This window comes from Vibrio sinaloensis (genome assembly GCF_000808535.1).
Lineage (GTDB): Bacteria > Pseudomonadota > Gammaproteobacteria > Enterobacterales > Vibrionaceae > Vibrio > Vibrio sinaloensis_D.
The window spans coordinates 221657-234678 of sequence record NZ_JWLV01000001.1; the positions used below are offsets into that span (position 1 = coordinate 221657).

11 protein-coding genes are annotated in these 13022 nt (G+C 45.5%); 3 read left to right on the forward strand and 8 right to left on the reverse strand.

Features of this window, described 5'->3' with window-relative positions:
* Positions 1-59: 59 nt before the first annotated feature.
* The gene (locus RJ47_RS01020; RefSeq protein ID WP_039480584.1) at positions 60-1025 is read right to left on the reverse strand and encodes a questin oxidase family protein; all 966 of its coding nucleotides are present in this window, start codon (positions 1023-1025) and stop codon (positions 60-62) included.
* 309 nt (positions 1026-1334) lie between these two features.
* On the opposite strand from RJ47_RS01020, the gene RJ47_RS01025 reads away from it, so the two are divergent.
* Positions 1335-3428, forward strand: a complete 2094-nt coding sequence (locus tag RJ47_RS01025) for a hypothetical protein (protein WP_039480586.1) — start codon at positions 1335-1337, stop codon at positions 3426-3428.
* Positions 3429-3455: 27 nt separating this feature from the next.
* Here RJ47_RS01025 and RJ47_RS01030 read toward each other — a convergent pair whose 3' ends face one another.
* Entirely contained in the window at positions 3456-4238 is a 783-nt protein-coding gene (locus RJ47_RS01030; RefSeq protein ID WP_038216378.1) for a class II glutamine amidotransferase, read from the reverse strand.
* 154 nt (positions 4239-4392) lie between these two features.
* On the opposite strand from RJ47_RS01030, the gene RJ47_RS01035 reads away from it, so the two are divergent.
* Positions 4393-4818 (forward strand): DUF3010 family protein, encoded by a 426-nt coding sequence (locus RJ47_RS01035; protein WP_039480590.1) that lies wholly within the window; start codon positions 4393-4395, stop codon positions 4816-4818.
* Positions 4819-4855: 37 nt separating this feature from the next.
* On the opposite strand, the gene RJ47_RS01040 is transcribed toward RJ47_RS01035, so the two are convergent.
* The 4 genes from RJ47_RS01040 to RJ47_RS01055 form a co-directional block, all read right to left on the reverse strand.
* Complete coding sequence (locus tag RJ47_RS01040) at positions 4856-5554, reverse strand: DUF1223 domain-containing protein (protein ID WP_039480593.1); 699 nt, start codon at positions 5552-5554, stop codon at positions 4856-4858.
* Between the two features lie 194 nt (positions 5555-5748).
* A complete protein-coding gene (locus tag RJ47_RS01045; protein ID WP_005473141.1) occupies positions 5749-5937 on the reverse strand; it encodes a hypothetical protein in 189 nt (62 codons plus the stop codon).
* A gap of 290 nt (positions 5938-6227) precedes the next feature.
* Positions 6228-7184 carry a TerC/Alx family metal homeostasis membrane protein gene (locus RJ47_RS01050; RefSeq protein WP_039480595.1) on the reverse strand — a complete coding sequence of 319 codons (957 nt, stop codon included), beginning with the start codon at positions 7182-7184 and terminating at the stop codon, positions 6228-6230.
* 445 nt (positions 7185-7629) lie between these two features.
* Positions 7630-9381 (reverse strand): bifunctional metallophosphatase/5'-nucleotidase, encoded by a 1752-nt coding sequence (locus RJ47_RS01055; RefSeq protein ID WP_039480597.1) that lies wholly within the window; start codon positions 9379-9381, stop codon positions 7630-7632.
* A gap of 231 nt (positions 9382-9612) precedes the next feature.
* Between RJ47_RS01055 and RJ47_RS01060 the strand changes: the two genes are divergently transcribed.
* On the forward strand, positions 9613-11241 hold the full coding sequence (locus tag RJ47_RS01060) for an ATP-dependent endonuclease (protein WP_039480598.1): 1629 nt from the start codon (positions 9613-9615) through the stop codon (positions 11239-11241).
* A 99-nt stretch (positions 11242-11340) separates the two neighbouring features.
* Here RJ47_RS01060 and RJ47_RS01065 read toward each other — a convergent pair whose 3' ends face one another.
* Together RJ47_RS01065 and RJ47_RS01070 are read right to left on the reverse strand one after the other, a co-directional pair.
* Positions 11341-11826, reverse strand: a complete 486-nt coding sequence (locus tag RJ47_RS01065; protein ID WP_005473221.1) for a DUF1097 domain-containing protein — start codon at positions 11824-11826, stop codon at positions 11341-11343.
* A 172-nt stretch (positions 11827-11998) separates the two neighbouring features.
* Positions 11999-12904 (reverse strand): LysR substrate-binding domain-containing protein, encoded by a 906-nt coding sequence (locus RJ47_RS01070; protein ID WP_005473250.1) that lies wholly within the window; start codon positions 12902-12904, stop codon positions 11999-12001.
* Positions 12905-13022 lie beyond the last annotated feature (118 nt).

Below are 13022 nucleotides of genomic sequence, written 5' to 3' on the forward strand. Positions count from 1 at the left end.
AAAACTCACTTTGAAGTGACTGACTTAGCGCATTAACACCGTTTGCGGCAGTTTGTTCATCAGCAATACTCCTCTATCAACATGGTTAGAATCTTCAAATGATGTTCAGATTGATAAAGTCTAAACTCATCCAAACAGCTCCAAGCGAGCTTAATAACGTGGCTATCATCGCTGTTTAATACACCATTAAAACTCATTTCTGATAACGGTTTTAACTTTATCGTAGGTAAAGAGCCCAAACGTGACTCCTCTACAGAAAGTACCGCTGCAATCAATGCAGCCCAGTAATAACGCAGAGAGCGCTCTGGTTGGACAAAATTATCACTGAGATAGCGCATTGCATGGCAGCTTGTCACTGCATGCAACACAGTAAAGTCGCGACTCTTTAGATAAAGTTCTGCGACAAGCTCACTGATTTGCGCAATATCCAGTGATCGTGGCGCGTAATTGACACTTTCAAAGCGTGGATTCTCTACCACGGACAACATACGGGCTGAAATCAACCCTCCTTGAACATTTACGCCCTCATACGTAGACAATGCGCTCTCGAGCACCTCTCTCAGATTTAGTGTACATGGCAGCGGCTCGCTAACAGGCAAATAACTGCTTGCCAGATCTGCCAATCCAAACGCAACCTCAGTATTATTTTGGACTTGAACGCCGTAGCTTAAGCGGATCACCGCATGAAACGCTGATGCTCCGCAACCTGGCATCAGTCGATCAAGGTAGGTGCGTAAGGTGCCCTCAATACCTTCTCGTTCCACTTGGCGAAGAAAGTAATTGAGATAGTGTTCAAAGGCGCTCTTATCCCCTAAGTGAGCTTCCCATTCAAAGTGGGCAGTTGTGTGTGGTATCTCTCTCGCAACCAGCAAATGGGCGTATTTCGTATAATATGCCTCTAGCTGATAATGATTCGCTCCCATTTTATTCAATGCCACCAGCGCCATAGGTAAATGGTTGGTGTTGCCATTTTGGTTAGTTTCAATTGTGTAACGTTGCGCTCTGGTTAAGATTTCAGCCAACATCGGTTATTCCCTTATGGTGAGTTGTAAAGTGGAATTCAGGCTAAAACCTCACCTTAAGTTGAGGTCATCACAATAGGTTTAATTTCGCGATTGGAATCACAATAATTGTTTCATAGGTCAAATTTGAATTTTAGCTCTATTTTAAACGCTTCAAGCCAACGCGCTTTTTGCAAATTTCCATCCTTGTCACGTAAATGAGAATTATTCTACGTTAAACCATGATGCACATCACTATTGTGCAACAGCTAAATTCTGTATGTTATTCAATCGTTAATGAATGATTTATAAAATTAGAGCTAGGGAAAATGCATGATTAAGAAAACAACGTTGGTCTGTCTATCGGCCGCGCAACTGACGGCTTGTGGTGGCGGCAGTTCAGGTTCGGATACGCCCCAAGCGCCTCCGACATCGAGAACCGTACAAGTTGTCGACGGCTATTTGGAAAATGCGACCGTATGTGTCGACCGAAATCTCGACAATCGATGCGCTCCCAACGAGTTTATCGAGGGCGCAACGGATTCAATGGGTCGAATCGAAGTCGCGGCCGCTGACGCGAATTATCCCCTCATCGCCAATATTATTGCTGGCGAAACCAAAGATTCAGACCAAATAGCCCTAGCGAGCAAGTCATACCAAATGATTGCTCCAGCAAAAATCAATACTATTAACCCCTTCACCTCCATCGCTCACCTCTCTGGTAAGTCGTTGGAGCAAATCGCCGCGGATCTCAACTTACCCGCAGACGTGTTAACGGGTAATTTTGTAGCCAACCGTTCGACAAGCATTGACGCAGCGATATCACATCTCATCGCCCGGTCAATCACCCGTGATTTTCCGCCAGCCCTAAGTGATGCAACACCAGCGGATCTGCAAGCAACCTTGATGGCTTACAAAGACAAAGCAGATGAACTCGCCAATCAACTCGACATTCATGAACTCAATAAACGAGTACTGCACCAAGCGCCTGATGGCAGCGTCTCTAGTGACAATCAAATGGTGGCCAATCTGTCCGACTACTTGGAAAACAACGGTGAGTTTCAAGTCACGCCACTGAGCAAAGATGCTGAATCGACAAGAGCAAACTTCGACGGTACTCATGTGGCAGGCAGCTTCGTAGGTGCCGCCCAAAGAGCCTATACCACAGAAAATAACCGACTGGTGTTAGATGCAACCGATTCAAGTTCAGCGCGCACTTATCAGTTCATTTACTTATCTCACCACCTCTCTGTTAGCTATGAGTCCTCAAGCAAAACTTACCAAGTGTGGACGCATAAAGATCTCTCTTTAGGATACGATTTAGTGATCTCAGACGATCTATTGCGATCGCAAACCCTTACGTTATTGCGCCCTTCTATCAACAGCGCCGACCAAGGCGACCTAGAGCTCGTCACATTAAGTTTTGCGAAAGAAGGAAATCAAGTCAGCGTCGACTTTACTGATGCGACACCCGATGTTATGGCGACTTGGACGATTGAGTCAGCACCTGACGTGCCCGATGTGATACGTATCGATCCCCCTGAAGGCTCTAAAGCTCCAACTATCCGATTGGGCATCATGGAAGATGCAGCGCAGCATTGGCTCGCTCGTGACCTGTCACTCAATGGACGTTACGCGCTGGTGCTCAACGATGCCAAGCTAGCTCATACCCTTTTTGACTTCTGGCGCACTCGAAACGACCGTTTTCTTCAAGGTCATTACACGCTGGCTGACACTGTCAAAGGTAGCGAATTCGCCTACTTCCCGATGACAAATTCGTTAGAGTCTGATGACGTTATTACGGCTTATCAATTTAGGGACGACAACGTCCTTTGCGAAGCAGACTACTCATCGAACTGGCTGTGTGACTTCAATTACAGCACATTGTTTAACGATATGCGCCTATCTCACAAAGGGACTTACGACTTTAACTTTAGGCGCAGTAACCAGTTCTTTATCGGATTAAACCAAGACAATTATCCAAGCATCTGGCTACGTGACACACCAAACCGAAATATCACGCTCGAACGGGGTTGGTTCGTCGGCAAACAGTGGTACTGGGTTAGAGACATTAACAGTGATGCTAACTCGGGTCCTAAGCCGACCATGGTTAGCCTTAACTTCAGAAATACTACCGAAGTTGAAATCACAGCGCCCAATGCCGAACCATTCACAGCAAGTTGGCACATTAGACCCTTTGTTGATGATTACCGAACGTTTACATCCGTCTATATTGAGCTTCCAGAAAACAAACGTTCAATCGAATCATTACGCGGCGAAGACATGATTCAGTTCGGTGTAATGGCAAGTGCCGATGACGCACTCGTAATAGAAATGACCTCAACGCTGACAATCGCTCGTGAAAACCTGCTGCTTCGTTCCAAAGATTTAGCCGAATATATGGTCGAGCGCTGGCAAGCAAACTAACAAACCATCTATCAACCCGCTTGGTCTTTAGGCGGGTTGATTGGTGATATCGGTTAAGTTCCAAACCGTACGCTCACAGCCCTGAATCTTACTGATCGTCTGAGGCTCGATCTTGTTCCACATTTTACCGCTCTCTAACGGCTCTGACGCCAACACGACGCTTTCATCATCACTGCGAATGAAGATGGTTGGCGGCTCACCATCTGTACTGTAACGAACCACCCAAAACGCCTTTCCATCAGAGACACAAATCGAGGCTTTGAAAGGTGATTCAATAGACTTATTGTTTAAACATTGCTGCACAATATCAATGGTGCGCTTGAGTGCATGTACAGGATCGTTTTTTAATCCATTCGCTAACGCCAATAAAAAGAGAAGCTCGCTGTCGGTTGTCCCACGTCGAAGAAGATAGAGCGACTCCGGAAGCATGCGTTCTAACTCAAACTTCACCCTTTCAAAGTCGCCGATTTGGCCATTGTGTAAAAACATCCAATTATCAATGATAAACGGATGGCAATTCGATCGCGAAACCTGCGTTCCAGTTGAGGATCGCACATGTGCCATAAACCGATGTGAGCGAATATGGTGTGTCAGCGACCGCAAGTTCTCATCACCCCACGCTGGCAGCACTTCATGAAACTGTCCTGGTGTTTCTCGCTCTGTGTACCAACCCAAACCAAAACCATCCGCATTGACCCGCGTCACCGCTTTTCTCGCTTCCAAACTTTGGTGAACAAGCGAATGCTCAGGCTCATAAACCAGTTCATCCAAATAGATAGCCGGACCTTGATACGCTAGCCATCGACACATAATCAGACTCCATAAATTGAGTATATGGTTATTAATAAACCACTCAGACAAGATTTACGCAAGAGACGATTATTTAATGCCCGAATGTGCAATATTGAATAACTCGCATCGCTTCAGGCTGTTATACTCAATCGGAACCAACCGAGGTACTTATATGAAAATTTGTGGCGTAGAGCTAAAAGGAAACGATTCCGTTATTTGTCTACTAGAAAACACATCAGGTGTTGTTCACTTGCCAGATTGCCGAGTGGCAAAACTGACGATTGGTGATGCGAATTCTGGTGAAGAGTTGAAGAAATTTCAGTTTTCGTTCGCGAAACTGATGCAAGACTACCAAGTGGATAAAGTGATGATCCGCCAACGTCAAACTAAGGGTAAGTTTGCAGGTGGCAGCGTTGGTTTTAAACTAGAAGCCGTCATTCAACTGATTGAAGGCTTGCATGTTGAGCTTGTTTCAACAACGGCTATCAAGGAAAGCTTGAAGAGAAATCCCCTTGCGATTGCGTTTAAAGATACCGGACTTAAACAATACCAAGAGCAAGCCTTCACCACTGCCTATGCGTGCGCAATGCGCAAGTAATCAGAGCGAGAGCCCAGAAATGGGCTCTTTTAACTGATTATTCTATTTTGCCCGCCACAGTTTGAATGCGTTCAAACCGACCCGGTTCACTCACCCATGCAGCCACAGCGTCAATCGTCTCCAACGGCAATTGAGCCTCAAACTCCCATTTACCATCCGTTGACCGCTGCTGCATTCTCTTAACCGCAATAAAGTCGTGTTCCAACTTGCGTCCTCTATTCTCACCACGTTGAACCTGCGTGTACTGGTTGTTGGCCAAAAATACCAGCGTGGCATCAAAGCTGCCTGATTTGTCAAACTGTAGCGAGAACGTATTGCCTTTGCGAATCAGTTTTAATCGTTGTGATTCGCGTGGCGTCACAGCTGGTAATTCACGATTCACCCAGTTGAAAAATCCACGCCACTCTCGACCATCAACCACGAAACCTGGAGTGTAGACACTTCCAACCAAGTCGTACGCATAGTAAAGACGTTGCAACTGAGAGTACTCTGGTTTTGCGAACTTATCTTTCCAACCTAGATGGTCCCAATAGTCGACGTGATACGCGATGGGAGTAATCGATGTCCAAAGCCCTTCACTATTTTCTAGCTTTGATAGATAACGATCGGCGGGTGGGCAACTGGAACACCCCTCAGACGTAAATAGCTCGACCACTTGAGCGGGTTGTCCTTCGTGGATCCAAATTTGCCCCGCTGACAAACTGGACGCTATCGAGATGGCAAGTAACGAGTGCATAATCGGCTCCATTGTTCACATTCAACATTCTCAACTGCCCACAGGTGACCAAACCTTTAAACAAGCTGGATGTTTCCAAGCGCAGTGTTTGCTCTGTATTCAAAAAGACCGTTTATGCAGGGTGTCCATTTCACAAGGCACAAAAAAAGCGCTGACATCACTGCCAGCGCTTACGTTTTTTAGAGCCTGTTAGATTAGCGATTCAAGCCAATATCTTTTTGAATGTGGCCAGATAAATCGTTCGCGTAGTACGCGCGAGGAGTATTATCTGTGAATAGAATATCTAATAGGTGTGCAATCAATCCTTTGAAAGAAACCGCGTAGGTTTTTTTATCCATAGAGATAGGAGCGTTAATTGTGCCGATCTGCATTGCTTGTGCCATGATTGCCTCTCTATAAATCGTTTAATTCGTTTCGATGGACTAATAATAAGCAATAATTTACGCACCAAAAAATGAAAAACTTTCGACTTTCAGATAAGTTTTTCTAATAAAACAACACCATAACAATTGACTTTTAAAACTATGCGCAAAACCGGCATTTTTGCGCATAGATACCCAACTTTTTCGACTTAATATTTCACTGGCGTAGATGCGCACGTTTTTTATTCACAAAACTTTTACACCTTCACCGTTTGAAATCGACGAATTTGTTTGCCAGACAATTAGATTAATTATCTGATAGTTAGTTCGGATGGCAGTTGCTGTTTTCGTTTCTTCATCACCGATGCAATCACTGCTAAGGTCATGGTCACCAGAAGCACTAATAACGATACAGGAGTTGGGATTTCCCAAGCCGAACCGACAAGCATCATCTTGATACCAATAAACACCATGATGAATGAAAGCGCAGGTTTCAAATAGATAAACTTATCCATCATCCCCTGCAAAACAAAGTACAGGGAACGCAAACCTAGCAACGCAAACACGTTGGCAGCCAGCACAAGGAACGGCTCTCGTGTTACCGCAAAAATCGCTGGAATTGAGTCTAGCGCGAACATGACGTCCATAAACGCGATCACACCAATTACAATCGCCATAGGCGTCAACCAACGTTTACCGCCTTCAACAACAGTTAATGCGTTGCCTCGAAAATCATCAGTCACAGAAGCGAACTTGCGGATTAGCTTTTCTGGTAACGGATTGACTTCTTCCTCGCCTTTATCGCGAGCGAGTTGTATACCCGTCCAGATTAAGAACAGCGCGAATACATACAATAACCAATGGTATTGCTCGAGTAGCTGCGCCCCCACAGCGATCATGATGGCGCGTAAAATCAAAGCGCCGATTACGCCCCACAACAAAGCTCTTGGACGCAAGTGCTCAGGCACCAGGTATTGATGGAAGATAATCGCAAAAACGAATAAGTTATCGACGCTCAAAGATTTCTCAAGCAAGTAGCCCGTTAGAAATGAAACGGTCGCTTTTTCAGCGCTGTAAGCACTGTCTGGAGCGTAAAAGTCCCAGAAAAAATAAATGCTTGCAGCGAACAAGAATGCGAGTAAAAACCAGAAGATACTCCAAACGGCGGCTTTTTTGATCGTCACGTTCCCGCCACGGGTTTGCCAAATATCTAATGCAACCATGGTCAGAGTTAATAGTGCGAAGCCGATGTATGTAGAAGGGGTCATGTTACCTCCAAAGGCGGAGGGATCGAGAAGTAATAGACGAACCCACCGCAAACAAAACAACCTACACCGATTCAATGGCGTAGAATATTTGATTACGTTGGTCTCGTCGAAATGGTGAATTGAAACAGACATTTCAACACCATTTATACTTACCGGATAGGAGATTTCCTAACGAGATGACGATAAGTAAACCAGAGGCGACTACTCCCCAAACAGCGCGGATTGTATGCCTGCTTGAGCGCCTCGTCTAGTAAAAAAATCAAAAAAGGAGCAAATATTATTTGCTCCTTTTTATACTGGGGTTTTGGCTCTAAACGCCTGACATTGGGATGAAATAGACCAAAGCAGACCAAACACCAACCCAACTGATAACGACCGCTACGTCAATCCAGTCTTTCCACATGATTTCCCCCTGGCTGTTGAACAATCAACAATCAGTAAGTCATTAGCAACCTTTATGCCATGCATTGTGCTTGGTAGCAGACTTGGTGCGATTTATCGTTTCGGGATGTTCAGTTAGCAAAGCAATAAAACAATCTGCCATAGAACGATCCGTGACTATTCCCTCGCCTTTCATGTTTTGAATGGCCTCGTAGCCTTCTTTCCCTTTCATGGTATACGCTGACGACGTGCCTCGGTAATAGCGTTCTTTTTCAACCGCTTGCCATCCATTTATCGCCGAATAAATCGCCAAATTGTGGATGCGCTGGCCAATCGGCGCCAACGAGTCGTAGTCATAACTCAAGTTATATGTGTACGGGTATGAGCCATCACCCGTTCCTTCTACCCCATTGTTCAATGCATTGTTGATCGCCCCTTCTAAAGTGGCGGCAATGTCTTTCCCTTTGAGCTCGTAAACACCAATGGGTACGGCAAAGGGCAACAGTTTACCCGCGATGTCTGCCACAGAAATATCACCAGGATTAAGCGATGTACGCACTCCGCCCGCGTTATGAATGGCGAATTCCACGTCATAGCCCATTTCATTCATGGTGTAGGCAAAAGATTCCGCTACCAACGGTGCTAGCTCACTCGCTCCGGTGTCGTCAGGTACGCGTACATGACGAAGCGCATGTTTGGCGCACGCGATATAGTCACTTTGCAGTTTTCGTACTTGCTTGGTGTATCGCTGCAACAAAATCTCCTGCGTATGTGGGTCTTTCTTACAAACGTGCACATTTGGGTGCTGATCAACGTAGCGTCGTGCGATCGCGTAACAATCATCGTCACGTGCTTCGCTCATACTCGCGTCAATAAAGAGTCTTCGACCAAGCAGCAGTTCATTCTTACCGCTGAAATGAGTCACGTGACCACTCTCGTCAAACTCGATGTCACAGTGGCCCATACTTAATGCGTGATAGCCAGCTTGTACAACACGTGTTCCGTTAATCTCAATGCCGTACGGGTCATCTTTTTTCAAACCGAGTCCAGAAAAATCCCCTTGTAATCGGTGGCTATGACCGCCAACGATGAGGCTAATTCCATCAACGGTACTCGCCATATCCAAATCCGCTTCGTAACCCATATGGCTAAGTAGGATAATTTTATTGATCCCCGACTTTTGTATTTGAGCGACCGTCTCAATAGCCGTTTTTCGAGCACTAACGAAAGGTGTGTCGGCGTCTGGGTTTGAGATGTCTGCCATTTTATCTAGTGCAAGTGAAAAAATGGCAATAGGTTCGTCTTGTGCATGCTTGACGATCCACCTTGCTGCTTGAACGCTTGGATCATACGAAAACACCTTGGCGTTCTCACTGAGTCTAAGTTTCTTCGCTGAATCCTCGTTGGACAAATCCCAATTACCGGCCAACAAAGGAAAAGTGATTTTTTGGGCAAACTGGGCAACGGGAAGGTTTCCCATATCCAGCTCATGGTTGCCTAACGCCATCGCATCGATGTTCAGCGCGTTTAACATGGTTGCGTTAGCTTCGCCTTTAAACAAAGAAAAATAGAGCGTACCTTGGAAGCAATCACCCGCATGAAGAAAGATAAACTGCTGATCATTCTCTTTCGCGAGTTGCTCGAGCTGTTGCTTCCTCGTTGCGATGCGAGCAAATCCACCCGCACTGACGTAGGGCTCAAGTTCTTGGCCTTCGACATGCAGGTTAAGCTGTAATGAAGTTGGTTCAAAATAGGAGTGCGTATCGTTGATGTGTGCCAGCTTGATTCTCGCCGGCTTATTGTTTTTATCTGTCATATGTTCATTCTCTCTTTTCAGCTACATCCTAACGCATCCCATGTGACAAATTCATTAACTTTCACATTTTTATTGAAAACACCATTTCTGATACATCATTTATTATGAACTTCATCAAGGCGCTAACCTTATGAATTACCGGTCATTAATCCAAGAGTGTGAGCTAACCTTCTGCTTATTCGGCATTTTTCTATTATGCTTAATGAGAAATAGCTCATACGGAGTCACTATATGCAGCTAGAACGAATTGAAATTTCTGGCTTTCGTGGAATCAAGAGGCTCTCTATCGCCTTTGATGAACTCACCACATTAATCGGCGAAAATACTTGGGGTAAATCGTCCCTGTTAGATGCCCTGTCCGTCGCCCTGCCTTCTGAGGGCATTCCCTATCAATTTGAGATGACCGATTTCCACGTCGACTATTCGATTGCTCATCCTCAAAGCCAACACCTACAAATTGTGTTGAGTTTGGTGTCCACCGATAAACATGAGGTGAAGTCAGGTCGTTATAGAAAGTTAAAGCCCGTTTGGATCAAAGACGATCAAGGGAAAAATCGAATCATTTATCGGTTGAGTGCAAGTCGTGACGGCTACGAGATCAATACGCGCTATGCGTTTCTTGACGAGCAAGGCAACCCAAAGCAGTTGCACCACTCGGAAAAACTCGCGCAAGAACTGATGACACTTCACCCTGTTATTCGCCTTAAAGATTCTCGACGTTTTGAACGCCCTATTGGCTCAAATGGCGACAACAATGTTCGTATCGAAAAGCGCATCAACAATACTTGCCGACGCCTAATGGCGATACCTGGCCACGTGAATAAAGGCGAAATGAAAAGTAGCCTTAACTCAATGGGTATTTTGGTCGACCATTACTTCTCGTTCAAATCGAACACCAGAAAAAACCTTCGTAAGCAGCGAGATGGGATCTTCTTCAACAGCACAACGAGCAATAAGCGTTTATCGCAAGTGGTTGAAGAAAACGACAAACAAACTCGGCTACTTTTTATGGGCTTGCTCAATGCCTACCTGCAAGCTAAAGGACCAAATCAGTTGCGCCGATGTGCGCGACCACTGTTGATCATTGAAGATCCTGAAGGTCGCCTTCATCCTACCCACCTCGCTCGCGCATGGGGATTGCTTCAACTGCTGCCAATGCAAAAAATTCTGACTACAAACAGTGGCGAACTTCTTGGTCAAGTGCCGCTTCACTCTATACGTCGACTTGTTCGCCAATCAGACAAAACGATCACCACGTCACTGCCGGATCACGGGTTAAGTCGTGATGAGCTTCGTCGAATTGGCTTTCATATCCGTTTCCATCGTTCTGGCGCCTTATTTGCGCGTTGTTGGCTGTTAGTAGAGGGAGAAACAGAAGTTTGGCTGTTTAACGAGCTTGCCAATCAGTGTGGTTATAACCTTGCCGCGGAAGGAGTTCAGATTATCGAGTTTGCCCAATCGGGATTGAAGTCATTGCTTAAAGTAGCGAAGGCTTTCGGTATTGACTGGCATGTTGTCACCGACGGTGATGCTGCAGGGAAAAAATACTCCACAGCGGTACGAGCTCTACTGGGTAATGATCAAGAGCGTCATCGTCTGACAGAACTGCCTGATAGAGACATTGAACATTTTCTCTACAACAATGGCTTTGAGACCTTCTTCAAACAGATGGTACATATCCCTGCGGATCACCCTATTCCCGCCAAAAAAGTGGTCACCAAGGTACTAAAAAAATACGCAAAACCTGACTTAGCACTGGCGATAGTGAGCCACTGTGAAGAGTTAGGGAATGAGTGCATTCCACTACTGCTTCGCTGGACGTTAAAACGTGTGGTCACCATGGCCAACGGCAACACATAAAAAAGCGGCATTGATGATTAACATCAATGCCGCGTATCGAATCAGATACAAATCAATCGGGGGTTGACCAAATCCATCAGGCAGAATTTGATCACACAATTAAGCTCTAGGCGCAAGCTCAGCACTTGATTGCGTTTGGTGAGCCTTTTGATGTAGCCATAAACCACTCGCTTTCATCAAATAACCGAAAATGCCACCCAAAATGAGCGAAGGGATAACCAGTTTCCAGTCACCTGAAGCGGCGAAAGTTGCACAACAGCCAATGAACGTACCAGGAATGTAGGTAAGTAAGCTTTGCGTCGCCTGCATGCACATTAAAAATGCGACAACAGCAGTGATGACGTAACCCAAAATTTCCAACGACGCATATTGTGAAGCATGGATAATGACCATTGCCCAAAATACACCGGTCATGTTGGTTAGCAAACTTTGTATTAACCCCTTAAACCCACTGGTAGGTGAAGCAAAATAACTGGTACACCCTAAAAATCCGGCCCAAGAAAGAAGTCCAAGTGAAATGGCAAGCCATCCCCATAAGCCAGATAGAATACCCGTTGTTAATGCAATCGCGACTAGTGTGCTCATAACGCCTCGTTACGTGTGCTCAGACACATCAAAAGTACAAGTACGCATATTAAGAAGAATTGATAGCAATGAGTAATACTTAGATCACACTATTTAGGTAACAAATATCATATTTACCAAGAATTACGTGATGCAATCGATATTTCAACAGATATCGGTAATACCAAATTTATTATAAAACGCTAGGTTTTCCCTTCATCATCCTCAACCCTTCGCGCTTAATACATTCAACCAACGGGTTTTCAACCATGTCTGCACGCCATACGAACGAAAGCGTACGCTCCATATTGAGTTCAGGCACGTTCAGCGCAACCAGTTGACCGCTGTCAATATGCCTTTCAACATCGAGGTAAGGTAAGCAGGTAAGATATTGACCATGCTCGACCATGCTGCGCAGTACGGGTACATGTTCGTATTCACGCCAGACATCCAAATCTTCAATCAAATGGTGAATGGAGCTATCAAAAATCATGCGAGTGCCACTTCCGTGCTCTCGAAGTACCCATTTGGCTTGCTCTAACTGTGCCAAACTGACCTTTTCTTGCAGCGCGAAGGGGTGATGAGCCGCCGCCACAACGGTTAAGTGATCTCGACACCACACTTCTTGATGCAGTCGATTGTCGTCACAGCGCCCTTCTATAATGCCTAGGTCATATTTGTAGTCGATAACCCCTTGGATCACGCTGTCGGTACTTTTGACCTTTAAGGAAATTCTCATCTCAGGAAACGAGTTATCAATAATACTGATAAGGTCTGGGACTAAGTGTTCGGCGGGCGTTTGGCTGGCACCAAGTTTGAGGTGACCACTGAGCAAATGCTGCTCATAAAAGCCCATTTCTATTTGCTGCGCATCTTGGAGAAGGCGCTTTGCCTTTGGACGTAACCACATTCCCCAGTGGGTCAGCGCCATCTGTTTTCCTTGACGCTCGAACAGCGGTCTGCCCAACATTTTCTCGAGTTGCGATAACGACATGCTTGTCGCCGATTGCGTCAGCGAGAGTTTGTCAGCCGCTAAGCTCACACTCCCCGTATCTGCAACGGCATCAAAGACAGCAAGTTGTTTTAATGAGTAACGCATAGGACTCCTATCCCTGTTCTTATAATCTCTTTTACCTAGCTTCAGCACGTATTTGAAAACACTGACAAATACGCATTGGGTTTCATTTTACGCCCTCTCCAATCCATATCAATATTTT